This window comes from Actinomadura sediminis, assembly GCF_042675525.1.
GTDB classification, from domain to species: Bacteria; Actinomycetota; Actinomycetes; order Streptosporangiales; family Streptosporangiaceae; genus Spirillospora; species Spirillospora sediminis.
The window spans coordinates 111576-127626 of record NZ_JBHTJA010000004.1 but is presented as its reverse complement, the minus strand read 5'-3'; the positions used below and the strand labels follow the sequence as shown (position 1 = coordinate 127626).

Annotated in this window: 12 protein-coding genes; 5 read left to right on the top strand and 7 right to left on the bottom strand. The window is 73.1% G+C overall.

Annotated elements, in window-relative coordinates; all coding sequences use genetic code 11:
• Positions 1 to 64: 64 nt before the first annotated feature.
• A complete protein-coding gene (locus ACFQ11_RS04415) occupies positions 65 to 931 on the top strand; it encodes an alpha/beta hydrolase (protein ID WP_378296487.1) in 867 nt (288 codons plus the stop codon).
• Positions 928 to 2151 carry an MFS transporter gene (locus ACFQ11_RS04410; RefSeq protein ID WP_378296486.1) on the top strand — a complete coding sequence of 408 codons (1224 nt, stop codon included), beginning with the start codon at positions 928 to 930 and terminating at the stop codon, positions 2149 to 2151. The genes ACFQ11_RS04415 and ACFQ11_RS04410 overlap by 4 nt, the downstream gene beginning before the upstream one ends.
• Here ACFQ11_RS04410 and ACFQ11_RS04405 read toward each other — a convergent pair whose 3' ends face one another.
• Entirely contained in the window at positions 2152 to 3216 is a 1065-nt protein-coding gene (locus ACFQ11_RS04405; RefSeq protein ID WP_378296485.1) for an RNA ligase (ATP), read from the bottom strand.
• A gap of 153 nt (positions 3217 to 3369) precedes the next feature.
• Here ACFQ11_RS04405 and ACFQ11_RS04400 point away from each other — a divergent pair, with 153 nt between their 5' ends.
• Both ACFQ11_RS04400 and ACFQ11_RS04395 read left to right on the top strand, forming a co-directional pair.
• A complete protein-coding gene (locus ACFQ11_RS04400) occupies positions 3370 to 5511 on the top strand; it encodes a TerD family protein (RefSeq protein ID WP_378296484.1) in 2142 nt (713 codons plus the stop codon).
• 434 nt (positions 5512 to 5945) lie between these two features.
• Positions 5946 to 6530, top strand: a complete 585-nt coding sequence (locus ACFQ11_RS04395) for a hypothetical protein (RefSeq protein WP_378296483.1) — start codon at positions 5946 to 5948, stop codon at positions 6528 to 6530.
• Positions 6531 to 6594: 64 nt separating this feature from the next.
• Here the strand turns inward: ACFQ11_RS04395 and metH are convergent, their stop codons facing one another.
• Positions 6595 to 10197, bottom strand: coding sequence for a methionine synthase (gene metH / locus ACFQ11_RS04390; protein ID WP_378296482.1), 3603 nt, complete (start codon positions 10195 to 10197; stop codon positions 6595 to 6597).
• A gap of 205 nt (positions 10198 to 10402) precedes the next feature.
• Between metH and lipB the strand changes: the two genes are divergently transcribed.
• Positions 10403 to 11092: a lipoyl(octanoyl) transferase LipB gene (gene lipB / locus ACFQ11_RS04385; protein ID WP_378296481.1), complete on the top strand. Its 690-nt coding sequence runs from the start codon at positions 10403 to 10405 to the stop codon at positions 11090 to 11092.
• 30 nt (positions 11093 to 11122) lie between these two features.
• On the opposite strand, the gene ACFQ11_RS04380 is transcribed toward lipB, so the two are convergent.
• The 5 genes from ACFQ11_RS04380 to ACFQ11_RS04360 form a co-directional block, all read right to left on the bottom strand.
• Positions 11123 to 12376, bottom strand: a complete 1254-nt coding sequence (locus ACFQ11_RS04380; protein WP_378296480.1) for a lipase family protein — start codon at positions 12374 to 12376, stop codon at positions 11123 to 11125.
• Positions 12377 to 12530: 154 nt separating this feature from the next.
• A complete protein-coding gene (locus tag ACFQ11_RS04375) occupies positions 12531 to 13355 on the bottom strand; it encodes a UvrD-helicase domain-containing protein (protein WP_378296524.1) in 825 nt (274 codons plus the stop codon).
• Positions 13238 to 14572: a nuclease-related domain-containing protein gene (locus ACFQ11_RS04370; RefSeq protein ID WP_378296479.1), complete on the bottom strand. Its 1335-nt coding sequence runs from the start codon at positions 14570 to 14572 to the stop codon at positions 13238 to 13240. Before ACFQ11_RS04370 ends, ACFQ11_RS04375 begins: the two co-directional genes overlap by 118 nt.
• A 90-nt stretch (positions 14573 to 14662) precedes the next feature.
• On the bottom strand, positions 14663 to 15304 hold the full coding sequence (locus tag ACFQ11_RS04365; protein WP_378296478.1) for a TetR/AcrR family transcriptional regulator: 642 nt from the start codon (positions 15302 to 15304) through the stop codon (positions 14663 to 14665).
• Between the two features lie 62 nt (positions 15305 to 15366).
• Positions 15367 to 16002 carry a DUF5701 family protein gene (locus ACFQ11_RS04360; RefSeq protein WP_378296477.1) on the bottom strand — a complete coding sequence of 212 codons (636 nt, stop codon included), beginning with the start codon at positions 16000 to 16002 and terminating at the stop codon, positions 15367 to 15369.
• Positions 16003 to 16051 lie beyond the last annotated feature (49 nt).

Below are 16051 nucleotides of genomic sequence, written 5' to 3'. Positions count from 1 at the left end.
GTCACGGCCAGCGGCCACGGGTTCGTTTGATCGTCACTACAACCTCCTCCGAAGGAGCGGCGCCATGTCCCCTGACACCGTCCGTCCGGCCGACGCCACCGAGTACTTCACCTACCGGAACCCGGACCGGTACCACGCCGACTGGAAAGGCTTCTACGACGCCGCCGCGCGGCGGCGCGCGGAAGTCCGGCGCCGGTTCCCGCACGCGCTCGACCTGAAGTACGGGCCCGACCCGGCGCACCTCGCGAACGTCTACCACCCGGACGGCGGCACCGGCCGGCCCGTGATCGTCTACTTTCACGGCGGCCGCTGGCGCGAGGGCCATCCCGCCTTCTACGACCACCTGGCGGCGCCGTGGGTGGAGGCCGGGGCGGTGTTCGTCTCCTGCGGCTACCGCCTGAACCCCGCGCACCGCATCGCCGACGCCGTGGACGACGCGGCGCGCGCCGTGCGCTGGGCCGCCGGGGCCGCCCCCGCCTACGGCGGCGACCCGGCGCGCCTCACCGTCGCCGGGCACTCGGCGGGCGGCCACCTCACCGCCATGATCACCATGACCGACGCGGCGGACCCGCCCGGCGGCGTGACCGGGGCCGTCTGCATGAGCGCGCCCGTCGACCTGCGCGACGAGCCCGGCCTGGACCCGGCGGAGGCCGCCCGGCTCACCCCGTCCGGCCGGATCACCCGGGCGCCGCGCGGAGTCGTCATCTCCTACGGCGACCCGGAACCGAACGCCAAGGGGCAGGACGGCGGGTTCTTCCGCGACCACGGAACCCTGCTGGCGCGGGCGCTCGCGGACGCCGGGCACCGGCCCGTCACCGTGCCGCTCCCCGCCACCGACCACGTCGGGACGGGCGCCGCGTTCGGCGACCCGGCCTCGCCGCTGTTCGCCGCCGCCCGCACCGTCGTCTTCGCCGAAGGGAGCACCTCGTGACGACCCCCGCCGACCCCCCGCGCGTCCTGCGGTCCGCCGTCGCGCTCGCGTTCCTCGCGGTGCTGATCGACGGCTTCGACACCGCCGCGCTCGCCTTCTCGGTCCCCTCGCTCGCCTCCGACTGGGGCGTCTCCAAGGCGTCCTTCACCGTGCCGCTCGTCCTCACCAACCTCGGCGTCGTGGTCGGCTACCTGTACTCCGGGCCGCTCAGCGCCCGGCTGGGGCGCCGCCGGACGCTGATCGGCGGGGTCGTGTTCTTCGCGGGCGGCACCCTCGCGACGGCGCTGCTGCTGCCCACCGAGTCGATCACCGTGCTCAGCGTCACCCGCGTGCTGACGGGCCTCGGGCTCGGCGCGGTGCTGCCCGCCGCGGTCGCGCTGGCGACCGACCACAGCCCCGCCCGGCGGCGCGAACGGGTGTCGGTCACCGTCACGCTGGGACTGGCGTCGGGCGCGACCCTCGGCGGCGTCTTCGGCGGCCGGATGCTCGACGCGATCGGCCCCGCGGGCGTGTTCTGGGTCGCCGGCATCGCGCCGCTGGTCCTCGCGGCCGTCATGCTGTGGCGGCTGCCCGCCGACCGCGTCCCCGCCGGGGCGGGCGCCCGCGCGAGCGAGCGCGTCGGGTTGCTGTTCCAGCCCGGCATGCGGGGCGACACCCTGCTGATCTGGACGTTCTCGTTCATGGCGTTCCTGTCGGCCTACACGCTCCAGTCGTGGGTGCCGACCCTGATGACCGACTTCGGGTTCGCCGAGTCGGAGGCGCCGATGGGCCTGGCGTTCTTCAGCTTCGGCGGCATCATCGGCGGGATCCTGCTGATCTGGCTCGCGTCCCGCATCGGCATCGCGCCGTCCCTGTGCGCCACGACGATCCTGGGCGCCGCGTGCGCGTTCGCCGTCGCCCGCGTGGAACTGCCCGACGCCCTGCTGTTCCTGGTCCTCGGCGGGACGGGCGCGGGGCTCATCGGCAGCCAGATCGGCCAGCTCACCATGGCCGTCAGCGTGTACCCGGCCGCGACCCGCACCACCGGCGTCGGCTGGGCCGCCGCGCTCGGCCGGGCCGGCTCCATCGTCGGGCCCGCCGTCGGGGGCGTCCTGCTCGGGCTGTCCCTGCCGGGCCGCGACATCGTGCTGCTCACGACCGTCCCGGTGCTGGCCGCGCTGCTGTGCGCGGTCGTGCTGTGGCGGCGGCGGGCGGGTGCGCCCGCCGCCGCCCGGGCGTGATCACTCGAACTCGGTGCCGCCCCTGCGGGTGAGGTAGCCGGGCGAGACGAACTTCGCGATGGCCCTGCCGCCGGTGACCGGGCTCCGGCGACCGGCGGCGGGCCGCACGACCAGTCCCTCGCGCAGGTGCTCGGCCTTCCCCGACACCGTCTCGCGCCCGCTCGCCAGTTCCATCAGCAGCGCCTCGTCGTACCCGCCCTCGTACAGGACGGGCGCGGCGGGCAGGCCCGCGCCGGCCAGCACGTCGGCGAGCTCGGCCGGGTCGAGCCAGCGCACCGCGCCGTCCGCGCCCGCCACCGCGACGTCGAACGCCGCGTACCCGGGCTCGGCCGCGCCGTAGTGCAGGTCCTGCACGCGGCGGCCGTAGACCTCCCCGAACAGCCCGACCCGGGAGGCGCCGAACCGCTCGGCGATCTTCGCCGCGGCCTCGATGGCCCCGTGCGCCTCGAGCGTCCGCCAGTACAGGTTCCCGCCGTCCCGCACGAGCGCGAGCGACTTGCCGCCGAACCCCTTCGACGACACGAACGGCTCGCCGTCCACGAGCGTGAGCAGGCACGCCGTCCCGTGGATCTTCTCCGTCGCGACGACGGCCTCGCCCGGCTCGAAGATCGTCGGGTACCGCTTGACGTCCTCGATCTCGATCCACCGGACGAGGTCGGGGGCCGGTACCACCTCGCCCGCCATGTGCACCGGGATCGGCGGCGTCCACTTGACGACGCCGAGCTCGTCGGCGAAGTTCCGGCCCTCCGCGTGGGCCGCGGCGAGGTCCGTCCCGGCGAGCGCGCGCGGCAGGCAGACGATGCCCTGCGACAGCTCGCCGCGCAGCCGCACCGCCTTCACGCGGTTCTTCTCCGCGCCGGCGAGCTTCCCGGTGAGCCCGAGTTCGCCGATCAGGTCGTCCGGCAGCAGCGAGCCCTCGGGGATGTAGACGGCCCAGTCGCCGGTCGCGTACCGGCCCTTCTGCACGACCGCCCGGTACAGCCCGACCTGCGCGAGCTCCAGCGCGTCGGCGTTGCCGTGCGGAAGGATCGTCAGCCGTTCGGCCGTCACCCGCAGCGTCGACATCGGCGTTCCCCCTTTCCCGTTTCCGGACCCAAGAGTGACGACCGCGCGGCGCCCGAACAACTCAATTAGCGCGGGCCGCGGCCGGGCGGGCACGCCTCCGCCGATGCGGAAAAAGCGTTAGGCGATAATCGCGAACATTGCGACCATTCACGGGTGACCATCACTCTTGAACGGCTCGTCGTCCGGCACGCGCACCGGGTGCCCGTCCCGGACGGCCCGGCGGGCGCGGGCGGCGGCGCCGCGCGGCGGTTCGACGTCGCGCTCATGTCGGCCGGGTTCAAGCTGTCGGGCGGCCTGCTCACGGCACTGTCGGGCCTCACCGAGGACGCCGTCTCCGGCCTCGCCGCCCGGGTCCTGCCCGTCGTGCGCGAGATGGCCGGCGACCACGTCCGGCACAACGTCTACTTCCGGGAATTCCCGCACGGCGTGCCGGACACGCTCGCCTTCTGGGTCTCCTGCCTGCTGGACGCGCTCGCCGACCCGGACGCGGACGTCGAGATCGTGAACGGATCGCTGAACCTGCTCTCGCTGCCGAAGTACGGGAAGTACCTGCACACCTACGACGAGATGCTGGCGGCGCACGACGAGCTCGTCGCGGGCACCGGCGACCGGCTGACCGTCCTGCACGCGGGCCGCCCGGCGGACGCCGAGGCCGGGCGGCTGTTCCTGGCGCTGGCCGGGAGCGTCACCCCGCTCACCGACGAGGAGCGGGACGCCCTGCGCGTGCTCGCCGCGCACTGCACCGACGTCGCGCCGGACGCGATCCCCGTCCGGGAGAACCGCGCGCTGATCAACCAGGTCCGGGTCGCCGAGGGCGGCGGCCTCCTGCTCGACACCGTCACCGACGTCCTGCGGCTCGCGTGCGCGCTGTCGCTCGGCGACGTCACGCTCGCGGAGCCCACGGAGTTCCTGCTGACCCGCCGCGAGCGCCGCGCGCTCCTCGCGGGCCTGGACGAGGTCGTCCGCCGCGACCCGGCGAAGCTCGGCGACGTGGCCGCGCACCGCGAACGGTGGAAGCGCCTCGGCGAGCGCCTGCACCCGCACGAGTACCCGCGGTGGCCGCACGCGCGGGACGTCTTCGCGGTGGCGCGCGGCGAGAAGAAGGCGCCGTCGTTCGCCGGGCGGATCGAGGTCCTCCTCGGCGCCGGTGACGTCCCCGGCGCGGCGAGGCTCGCCGCGCACGCGCCCGGCGTGCTGTTCCGCTCGCTGGACCGGCTGCTGCGCACCGACCCGGACGCTTCCGGCGCCGTGCTCGACGCCGCCGAGTCCGTCGCCGGGCAGGTGTCCGGGCGGGTCCTGCTGTCGGTCCGCGAGCACCTGCTCAACCGGACGCGGAAGGCGAAGGGCACCCGGGTCTTCGCGGGCCGCACCGGCCGCGGCGTCGCCGTCCCCGATACCCGGCCGCCGCTCGCCCCGGACGCGTTCCGGCGGCTCAAGAACCTGCTCGACGACGAGATCCGCGCGCGGCTGCCCGCGCCCGCGCACCTCGTCGTGGACCCGGCCGTCCTCGACGTCGCGCTGCCCCTCAGCGGGAAGGCGACCACGAGCGGCCTGGGCGTCCTGCCCCGCGGCTCCGTCTCGCCGGTCGAGGGGGAACTCCTGCGGTTCTTCGTCTACTGGAAGCAGCGCGAACTCCGGACCGACTTCGACCTTTCCGCGCTCCTGCTCGACCGCGACTACGGCAATCCGCAGTGGCTCTCGTACACGTCCCTCCGCAAGGCCGGCGGCGAGCATTCCGGCGACATCACCGAGGCACCGGACGGCGCTTCGGAGTTCATCAACCTGTCGCTACGGAAGATCAAAGCGCAGTTCGTCATCCCGCAGGTGAACATCTATTCGGGCGAAGGGTTCGACGAGGTCGAGGAATCGTTCTTCGGGTTCATGCTGCGCGACGAGGACCAGGCCGGGCGGCCCTTCGAGCCGAGGACCGTCCGGATGAAGTCCGAACTGCGCGGGCCCGCACGGATCGCCCTTCCGCTCGCGTTCGTCCGGGGCAAGGACGGCGACTGGCGGGCGAAGTGGATGCACCTTCACCTGCGCGGCGCGTTCGCGTTCAACAGGGTCGAGGGAAACCGGGCCACGACGGCCGCGCTGACCCGCGCGGTCATCGACCGCCGCTACCTCACCGTCCGCCACCTGGTCGATCTCATGCGGCCGGAGCGGCTGACGATGCTGGACGGCGGCCCGCTCCCGGACGAGCCCGTCACCCTCATCGGCCTCGACCGTCCCGACGGGCTGCCCGAGGGCTCCGCGGCCTACACGCCGCGAAATCTGCGTGACCTGATCCCGGCGTGACCGTTACGATCGTCGCGGTGAGGCCATGAGAGGGCTTCCTTCTCACAACTCTGCAAAAGTTAACCAGCCCTCTCGCTTTCCTCCCGCGGCCGAGGCCATGACGGAGCTTCCTTCTGACGCCTGGCCCCGAAGGGCCACGGTTCGCCCCAGTTCCTTCGCTCTCCTCGGCGGACGGGCGCCGCACATCGCGGCGCCCGTTCCTTTTCCCCGCATTTTCCCGCCCACATGTGTTAACGTGTCACTCGGCGAGGCCATGGGGAGGCTTCCTTCTCACACCTCTCTGACACCCAGCCTTCCCGCTTTCCTCGCCACCCGAGCACCCCGAAGGGCGCGGCCACGGCCGCGCCCTTTCGCGCGGGCCGAAACGCGCCTCCCGCGCGGGCCGAACGCGCCTCCCGCGCCGCCGTGTCCGACGCGGGCCCTAGAGTGCGGCCATGGAAGCATTGCGGGCCAAACTGGACCTGATCCGCCGGGTCGAGGACGAGCACCGGTTCGGGGTCGTCATCGCCGGGCCCCGCCCCCTCCGCCCGATCCCCGAGCTGCCCGACGGGGTGACCGAGGTGTTCGGCCTCTTCTCCAAGCTGGCGGGGAACTTCTTCAGCTTCGTGCAGCCCCCCGAGATCGCCGGCCCCGACGCCTGGGAGCAGCGCCGCTCCGATCCGGACTGCCCGCTGGGCGACCCGCTGGTCATCGGCTACGAGCGGTACGGCATGTCGCCCGAAACGCTCGAGGACCTCGAAGGCGGGGCCCCCATCCGCCTGGACCTGCGGCAGGGCGACGTCTACTACTGCGACCCCGACGAGTACATCTTCTTCTACAAGCACGCCGAGGTCGAGGAGATCGACACGGTCGACCTCGCCCCGGACATCGTGGAGTTCTTCGACCGGTTCGTGCTCGGCCCCCGCTACCCGGAACTGGTGGAACGGGTCCTCGGCCCCCACGCCGTCACGGAGCGGGACCGCAAGGGCCGCCACCGCGATTCCTGGACGCGTCTCCTGGAGGCGAGCGGCCTCCTCTGAGGACGGCACGGACGGCGCCGCGCCGAGGCGCCCGTCCCGCGGGGGGACGGGCGCCGGCGGCGGGTCAGGACGGGTCGTAGGCGAGGTTCGGCGCGAGCCAGCGTTCGACCTCGGCGAGGGGCAGGCCGCGGCGGGCGGCGTAGTCCTCGGTCTGGTCGCGGCCGATGCGGCCCACGGTGAAGTACCGCGAGTCGGGATGCGCGAAGATCAGGCCGCTGACGCTGGACGCGGGCGTCATCGCGTACGACTCGGTGAGGCCGATGCCGAGGCGCCCGGCGTCCAGCAGATCGAACAGGTCGCGCTTCTCGCTGTGGTCGGGGCTCGCCGGGTAGCCGAGGGCGGGCCGGATGCCGCGGAAGCGCTCGGCGTGCAGGTCCTCGATGACGGGGTCGGCGTCGGGCTCGAACCAGTCGCGGCGGGCCTTCAGGTGGACGTACTCGGCGAACGCCTCGGCCAGCCGGTCGGCGAGCGCCTTCACCATGATCGACTTGTAGTCGTCGTTGTCGGCCTCGTACTGCGCGGCGAGGTCCTCGGCGCCGAGGATCGTCACCGCGAACCCGCCGAGGTGGTCGCCGGACGGGGCGACGTAGTCGGCGAGGCAGCGGTTCGGCCGCCCGGTCGGCTTCTGCGTCTGCTGCCGCAGCATCGGGAACCGCGGCCCGCCGTCCAGGACGATGTCGTCGCCCTCGGAGTGCGCGGGCCAGAACCCGTAGGCGCCGCGCGGCTTCAGCGAGCCGTTCTTGACGATCTCGTCGAGCAGCTCGTTGCCCTCGTCGAACAGTTCGCGGGCGACGGGCTGGTCGAGGATCGCCGGGTACTTGCCCTTCAGCTCCCACGCGAGGAAGAAGAACTGCCAGTCGATCATCTCGCGGAGCGTCGTCAGGTCGGGCTCGACGGTCCGCACACCGGTGAAGGCGGGGGTCGGCAGGTCGTCGAAGGAGACCCGCTCGGGGTTCGCGCGGGCCTGCTCGATGCTCAGCATCGGCCGCCGCTGCTTCGTCTCGTGCTCGGCGCGCAGCCGCGCCTGCTCGGTCCGGTTGGACTCGGCGAGCGCGGCGGCGCGCTCGGGGTCGAGCAGGTCGGACACGACGCCGACGACGCGGGACGCGTCCAGGACGTGCACGGTCGTCGCGTCGTAGGCCGGTGCGATCTTCACGGCGGTGTGCTGCCGGGACGTGGTCGCGCCGCCGATCAGCAGCGGCAGGTTCATCCCGCGGCGCTGCATCTCCGACGCGACGGACACCATCTCGTCGAGCGACGGCGTGATCAGCCCGGACAGCCCGATGGCGTCGGCGTCCTCCGCGACGGCCGTCTCCAGGATCTTCGCGGCGGGCACCATGACGCCGAGGTCGACGACGTCGTAGTTGTTGCAGCCGAGGACGACGCCGACGATGTTCTTGCCGATGTCGTGCACGTCGCCCTTGACGGTCGCCATGACGACCTTGCCGTTGCCGCGGGAGGTGTCGAGCAGGCCCGCCTTGCGCGCCTCCTCCTTCTCCTGCTCCATGTAGGGCTCGAGGTAGGCGACGGACCGCTTCATCACGCGAGCGCTCTTGACGACCTGCGGCAGGAACATCTTCCCGGCGCCGAACAGGTCCCCGACGACCTTCATGCCGTCCATCAGGGGGCCCTCGATGACGTCGAGGGGCTTGGCGGCCTTCTGCCGGGCCTCCTCGGTGTCCTCCTCGACGAAGTCGACGATGCCGTGGACGAGCGAATGCTCGAGCCGCTTCTCGACGGGGGCCTCGCGCCACGCCAGGTCGACGACGCGCTTGGTCTTGCTGCCCTTGACGGTCTCGGCGAACGACACGAGCCGGTCGGTGGCGTCCGGGCGCCGGTCGAACAGCACGTCCTCGACGTGTTCGAGGAGGTCGGCGGGGATGTCCTCGTAGACGGCGAGCTGCCCGGCGTTGACGATGCCCATGTCGAGCCCGGCGCGGATCGCGTGGAACAGGAACGCCGAGTGCATCGCCTCGCGGACGGTCTCGTTGCCGCGGAAGGAGAACGACAGGTTGGAGATGCCGCCGCTGGTGCGGGCGCCGGGGCAGCGCTCCTTGATCCGCGGGAGCGCCTCGATGAACTCCTTCGCGTACCCGTTGTGCTCCTCGATGCCGGTCGCGACGGCGAGGACGTTCGGGTCGAAGATGATGTCCTCGGGCGGGAACCCGGCCTTCTGCGTGAGCAGGTCGTAGGCGCGGCCGCAGATCTCGACCTTGCGGTCGGCGGTGTCGGCCTGCCCGACCTCGTCGAACGCCATCACGACGACGCCGGCGCCGAAGTCGCGGATGCGGCGGGCCTGCTCCAGGAAGGGCTCCTCGCCCTCCTTGAGGCTGATCGAGTTGACGACGCCCTTGCCCTGGACGGTCTTCAGCCCGGCCTCGATGACGCTCCACCGGGAGCTGTCCACCATGATCGGGATGCGGGCCGCCTCCGGCTCCGTCGCGATCAGGTTGAGGAACGTCGTCATCTCCCGCTCGCTGTCGAGCAGGTCGGCGTCCATGTTGACGTCGAGGAGGTTCGCGCCGCCGCGGACCTGGTCGAGGGCGACGTCCACGGCGGCCTGGTGGTCGCCCGCCTCGATCAGCTTGCGGAAGCGGGCCGAGCCGGTCACGTTCGTCCGCTCGCCGATCATGACGAAGCCGGTGTCGGCGCCGATCTGGAACGGCTCGAGTCCGCTGAACCGGGGCGCGGCCGGCACCTCGGGGACGGCCCGGGGCGCGGTGCCGCGGACGGCCTCGGCGATCCGGGCGATGTGCTCGGGGCTCGTCCCGCAGCAGCCGCCGACCGCGTTGACGAGGCTCTCCCCTGCGAACTCGCCGAGCAGCCCGCTCATCTCCTCGGGCGTCTGGTCGTAGCCGCCGAACGCGTTCGGCAGGCCCGCGTTCGGATACGTCGCGGTGTAAGTGGGGGCGATCCGGGCGAGCTCCTCCGCGTGCGGGCGCACCTCCTGGGCGCCCATGCCGCAGTTCAGCCCGACGACGAGGGGTTCGGCGTGCTCGACCGACCGCCAGAACGCCTCGACCGTCTGCCCGGACAGCGTCCGGCCGGCCAGGTCGACGATCGTCACCGAGATCCACAGCGGCAGGTGCGGGGCGACCTCGCGGGCGGCGGCGATGGCGGCCTTCGCGTTCAGCGTGTCGAAGATCGTCTCGATCAGCAGCAGGTCGACGCCGCCCTCGGCGAGGCCCGCGATCTGCTCGGCGTAGGAGTCGCGGACCTGGTCGAACGTGACGGCCCGGTAGGACGGGTCCTCGACGCGGGGCGACAGCGACAGCGTCACGTTCAGCGGCCCGACCGAGCCCGCGACGAACCGCCCGCCCGCCTCGTCGGCGGCCTGCCGGGCGAGCCGCGCGGCCGCCACGTTCATCTCGTGGACGTGCGCCTCGAGCCCGTAGTCGGCCTGGCCGATGCTCGTCGCGGTGAAGGTGTTGGTGGTCGTGATGTCGGCGCCCGCCGCGAGGTACTGCCGGTGGACGTCCAGGATGAGGTCCGGGCGGGTCAGGTTCAGCAGGTCGGGGTCGCCGGTGACGTCGCGGGCGTGGCCGCCGAAGCGGTCGCCGCGGTAGTCCTCGGGGGTGAGGCCGGCCCCCTGCAGCATCGTCCCCCAGGCTCCGTCGAGGACGGCGATGCGCTCGTCGAGCAGCTTCCGCAGGGCTTCGGTCTTCACTGCCACCTCCCAGTCGTTCGTGGGAGGCGCCCTTGTTTCAACCGGAGTCGGTGGGGCCGAGCGTGGCGGGCGTCCACCCGTTGCAGCGCCTCTCGGCCTGACATCGACAGTACCGCGCGACACGCCGATCTGTCAGTCCGGCCCCGGAGTTCCGGGGCGTCCCGGGGGCATTCCATCGCGCCGTCCCGCGGATAGGCTTCCCGGCGTGCACGGACAACTGTTGAGCGGGCTGGCGGCGCGGCGGCGCGACGACCATCCGCTGCGCGTGATCGAGAGCGACGTCGTCGAGTACACCGAGGCCGTCGCGACCATGGACCGGATGGTGCGCGACCGGCAGGAGGACCGGATCGACGACACCCTCTGGCTCCTGTCGCACCCCCGCACGTACACGGTGGGCCGGCGGACGCCGCCGCACGAGCGCCCCGACCCGGCGCACGGCATCCCCGTCGTGGAGACGCGGCGCGGCGGGAAGCTGACCTACCACTCGCCGGAGCAGGTCGTCGGGTACCCGGTGCTGAAGCTGGCGGAGCCCGCCGACGTGGTCGGGCTGATCCGCGACATCGAGCACATCCTGGTGGCGGTGCTCGGCGAGCTGGGGATCCCCGCCGAGCGGCGCGACACCCCGAAGGGCAGCCCGCTGCTGACCGGCGTCTGGACGGCCGAGGGCCGCAAGATCGTCTCGCTGGGGATGTACATCTCGCGGGGGGTCAGCGCGCACGGCTTCGCGATGGACGTCGACGCCGACCCGGAGCCGTGGACGTGGGCGGTCCCGTGCGGCATGCCGGACGTGGAGATGACGTCGGTGTGCCGCGAGCGGGAGCGGCGCGGCCTCTCCCCCGTCACGCAGCCCGAGGTGCGGCGGCTGATCACCGAGGCGTGGAAGCGCGAGACCTGAGCCCCCGGAGGGGCCCAGGCCGCCGCGGGGTCAGGCCGCGCAGTCGCCCTGCGCGGGCTTGCCGGCGAACCGGTCGGTGAGGAACCCGACCGCGTCGGGCCACGACCACAGCATGCCGGTGGCGTGCTCGGCGATCGTGTAGGTCTTCCAGGTCACGTTCGCGCCCTTCGCGCACCACGCCTTGTGCAGCGTGTCCGCCTGCCCGAACGGGATGATCTGGTCGAACACGGCCTGCGTCTGCAGGACGGGGACGCTCGGCGCGGTCGAGCCGAGCTTGTTCTCGTCGAGCCGGGCCCGCCACTGCGGCGTGGCCAGCGGGTCGCTCGTGGTGAAGTCGCCGACCTTCTTGAAGGCCGTCTCGGCGAACGTGGCGATGCCGTCCACGCTGGCGATGCAGGTGTCGGCCGACGTCTCCATCAGCTTCCGGCCCGCGTCGTTGAGGAACGACTCCAGGTCCAGCTCGGGGTACGCGGCGTCGTACCCGGCGGCGGACATGAACATGAACGCGGCGAACAGGTTGCCGTCCAGGTTCGCGGCGACCGCCCGCAGGTCGGCGGGGACGCCGCCCGCGACGACGCCCTTCAGGTCGAGTTCGGGCGCGTAGGACGCGGCCAGCTCGGCGGCCCAGCCCGCGGTCGTCCCGCCCTGCGAGTAGCCCATCGCGGCGACGGGGCTCCCGGCGAGGCCCGTCCCGGGGAGGCGCTGCGCGGCCCGCGCCATGTTGAGGGCCGCCATGCCCTGCGCCTTCCCGACCTCGTAGGTGTGCAGGCCGGGCGTGCCGAGGCCCGGCATGTCGGTGACCGCGACGGCCCAGCCCTTGCTGAGCGCGTCCGAGATGAAGAACATCTCGTAGTCGAGGCCCTGCGTGAGGGTGTACGAGGGGGCGCACGCGTCGCCGAGCCCGCGCGTCCCGACCCCGTACGTGACGAGCGGGCGCTCGCCCCGGCCGTCCCACTTCTTCTCGGGGACGAGCACGGTGCCGGACACGGCGATCGGGTCGCCGTGCACGTCCTGCGACCGGTACAGGACCTGCGTGGACGTGACGCCCGCGACGGGCGTCCGGCCGATCGGGTCGAGGGTGAAGACGGACTCGCGGGAGCGGATGATGTCGCCGGGGAGCCCGGCGGGAAGCGGCCGCGGCGGCGTGTAGAACGGATCCTCGGCGGGAGGCGCGAACCCCTGCGGAGCGGCCGCGGCGGGCGCCTGCAGGGCGGTCGCGGTGAGCGCGACCCCCATCCCGCAGGCGACCGCCGCGCGCAGGAGCCGGCGGACTGTGGTGGACATGGACCAACCCTTCGTCGTGCCCAGGCCCTCTGGATCGCCCCCAGACCCCCGACGAGCCCGGCCGTCCGGGTGACGGCCCCCCGACCCTAAAGCAAGTAGATGCTTACTCCAATAGGCGCGACCGTGGAACCGGCCCACGCTTTTGTGTCCTCCGCTACAAACCCGGCCCGGCCGATCCCAGCCAGAGCAGATCACGAGCACGCGTCATCGCGACGAACAACTGCCGCCGCGCCAGCTCCGCCCGCTCCCGCGCCGCGTCTCCGTCCCCCTCCGCCGCGATCCCCGCGTCGTGCAGGGGCAGGAACACCTTCTTGAACTCCAGGCCCTTCGCCCGCCGGTACGACCCGACCTTGACCGCGTCCACCGGCCGCCCGTCGTAGTGCTCCAGCCGCTGCACCGCGATCCCCGCCCGGCCCAGCAACCCGGCGTAGTGCTCGATCGCCTTGGCCGAGGCGCACAGGACGGCCGCGTCCGCCGCGTCCGGCAGTTCCCTGAGGGCCGCCACGAGCCGCCGGTCGTGCTCGTCGGCGTCGGCCGCGCGCTCGCGCGTCACCCGGCCGCCGTGGTAGGTCGGGTCGACGGTGCGGCGGCCGTTCGGGCTCGGGCCGTCCAGGTCGTCGAACGGGTCGCCGGACACGACGTCCATCGCCGCCTCCAGGATCGCGGCGGCGTTGCGGTAGTTCGTGCGCAGCACCGCGCCGCGCCCCCGGATCCCGATCCCGGCCTCCGCGAGCCGGAACCCGCCCGGGTACACCGCCTGCTGCCCGTCCCCGATCAGGAGGAGTCCGTTCGGGCGGTCCCCCGCCAGCGCGTGCAGCAGCCGCACGCCCACGAGCGTGAGGTCCTGCACCTCGTCCACGATCACCGCGCCGTACCGGCCGTCCGGACGTTCCCGAAGCTCGCGGAGTGCGGCCGCGAGGACGTCGTTGAAGTCGTGGACGCCGCGCTCGATCCGCCGCTCCTCGTACTCGGCGTACAGCTTCCAGACCGCCTCGCGGTGGACGGCCCGCAGTGCCGTGCGGCGCCCGTGCCGGGCGACGGCGAGGTACTCGTCGAGCGTCCGCAGCCCGCGCCCCTTGATGACGTAGTCGATCTCGTCCTTCCAGTAGGCGGGCGACGTGTCGATCTCGGTGAGGACGCCGCCGCGGCCCCGGTACTTCCAGGCGAGCGCGAAGGCGGTCTCCCTTTCCCCCGGTCCAGGTGCATGGGGACTCCTCGCTCCTGGAGGAAGCCCTGTGCCCACGCGTGCAGGCCGCTGAACTCCACGCGGTCGGCGAAGTGCTCGGCCATCCGCCCGAACAGTTGCCGCTGCACCCGCGGCAGGTTCTTCGCGAACGTCACGTACAGGACGCGTCCGTGCCCCCGGGCGGCCAGGTGCGCCGCGCGGTGCAGGCCCACGACCGTCTTGCCCGTGCCCGCCGGGCCGCTGATCCGCGCCGGGCCGGTCCAGTCGCGGCGCGCCACCGCGACCTGGTCGGGGTGCAGGAACGTCATCCACTGCTCGATCGGCGCCCGCAGCGCCGACTCCAGCGCGGCCTTCTCGGCCTCCGCGGCGTCGAACAGCGCGAGCGTCCCGGCCGGCTCGGACGCGGCCCGCTCCTCCAGCGCGGGGGCCTCGTACGCGGGGAACGCGTCCTCCAGGTGGTCCGCCACCGCCCGGACCATCGGACGCGTGAGCCGCCGCGGCTCGCGCAGCAGCGCGTGCACCGCGTCCGGATGCCCGAGGAGCCGCACCCGCCCGAGCGTCGCGTCGAGCCGGTGCCCGGCGAACACCATGAGCGGGCGCAGCGCCACCGGGGACATGCCGAGCGCCGACACCTGCGCCTCGGCCGTCCGGGTCATCGCGAGCAGCTTGGCGACGTCCCCGTCCCGCCGCTCGCGCCCGGCGCGCAGGGCCCCGTCCCGCACGGACGGCGCGTCCCGCCACCGTTTCACGTCGATGACGAACACCCCGGCGGGACCGATGAGGATCATGTCGACGTTCGCGCCGTGCGTGCCCGGCCACCGGCGGTCGACCAGCAGCCGCCAGCCGATCGCGGTCAGCCCCACCAGCGTCGCCGCCACCTGCCGCTCCGCCTCCGACGCCGCCTCCCAGCGCCCGGCCTCCGCGTAGGCGGCGCGGGCGCGGCGGCTCAGCTCGAGCGCCGCCTCGCGCGCCCTGCGCCCACGCTCCCCCGCCGAACCGCCCGCCACCATCGCCCACCCCCGGCACGTCGGCAGAAATTCACGCTCTACAAGACATAGCAACAATCATTACCGTCGCGGTAGAGGTGAATGCGGAGCGCTTTACCGGCGGGGGCCGGTGCCTTCGCCGAACGCGCCGGCGGCCCAGAGGCGCCGGACGTGGGCGATCATCGCGGGGCCGACCGCGTGCAGGGCGTCCAGGTCCTTGCGGGCCACCGGCGGGGCCGCCATCGCGCAGATCGCCGACACCACCGTCCGGCAGGTGAACCGGCCGCCGTCGTCGGTGACGCCCAGCACGCCGGCCAGCGCGGACGCCATGGCGGCCTCCCGCCCGGCGCGCCGCCTGATCGCCTCCGGGCCCGCCGCGAACGCCTCGATCAGGAACAGCCGCGCGAAGGGCAGCTCGGCGGCGACCGTCCGCAGGTAGTGGTCGAGCGCGAGCTCGCACCGCTCCAGGGGGTCCTCGCCCTCCGCGGGCACCAGCATCCGGTCCAGGGACACCGAGCAGGCCATCTCGAACGACGCCAGGAAGCAGTCCTGCTTCGAGGAGAAGACCCGGTAGAAGGTCTGCCGCGACACCCCCGCGTGCTTCAGCACGTCCTCGACGGCCGTCGCGGCGTACCCCTTCTCGGACATGACCTCCGCCATCGCGCGGCACAGCCGCTCGCGCTGGATCCGGGCCACTTCCTCCGGGGCGAGCGCGTGCCGCCCTCGTGGCAGCCGGCGCGGGGATGTGCTGGCCATCGCCCAAGCCTAGAGCAGGGACCGCACCCGGCCCACCCCGTCGACCTGCGCCGGAGCGCCCGTCACGCGCGGCGGGCGCCGCCGGACGCCACGCCGAGCCACGTGTGCGGGTTCCCGGCCCAGCACCAGCCGAGCTTCGGCGCGTTCTGGCTGATCCAGATAGCGGGGACGCGGCGGTCGCCGCACCGGGAGCCGCCCAGCGAGAAGCACTTGTTCTTCACGAGCACCTCCGGGAAATGGGTGATGACCGCGATGCCCTCCTCGATGGTCAGCAGGGTCCGCTCGCGCTTCGCGATGACGTCCATCGCGTCGTTCGGCACCTCGTTGCAGAACTCCTCGCCCCGCTCGACGTCGAACAGCAGGTAGGCGTCCGGGTTCGGGAGCTCCTCGACGGCGACGAACCGTTCAAGGGAGCCGGGCTCGAACGAGCGGTCCACGAACCCGGGCTTCTTCTTGCCGTGCAGGGTCGTGCGCGGCATCGACTCCTCGATCGGGACGACGTTCCGCGTCACGACGAGGACGAACGGGAGCCGTCCGGCCGCCGTGTCGACCTCGACGCTCCCGAGCCCGGCGGCGACGTCCCGCAGCGGGGCGACCAGCGCCCCGAACCGCCCGGCGTCCGGCACCGCGGGCTCCAGGTTCGCGACCTGCCGGTCGAACTCGGTCGTCGCGTCGATCGTCATCGGCTCGCTCGTCAAGCAGGTCTCCTTCAGGGTCGGCACGCCACGACGGCGCTCACGGGGGGAA

Coding starts and splice junctions, on each gene's coding strand:
- ACFQ11_RS04380 (WP_378296480.1), bottom strand. CDS start 12,376: ATGTCCACCACAGTCCGCCGGCTCCTGCGCGCGGCGGTCGCCTGCGGG.
- ACFQ11_RS04365 (WP_378296478.1), bottom strand. CDS start 15,304: ATGGCCAGCACATCCCCGCGCCGGCTGCCACGAGGGCGGCACGCGCTC.
- ACFQ11_RS04370 (WP_378296479.1), bottom strand. CDS start 14,572: ATGGTGGCGGGCGGTTCGGCGGGGGAGCGTGGGCGCAGGGCGCGCGAG.
- ACFQ11_RS04395 (WP_378296483.1), top strand. CDS start 5,946: ATGGAAGCATTGCGGGCCAAACTGGACCTGATCCGCCGGGTCGAGGAC.
- ACFQ11_RS04415 (WP_378296487.1), top strand. CDS start 65: ATGTCCCCTGACACCGTCCGTCCGGCCGACGCCACCGAGTACTTCACC.
- ACFQ11_RS04405 (WP_378296485.1), bottom strand. CDS start 3,216: ATGTCGACGCTGCGGGTGACGGCCGAACGGCTGACGATCCTTCCGCAC.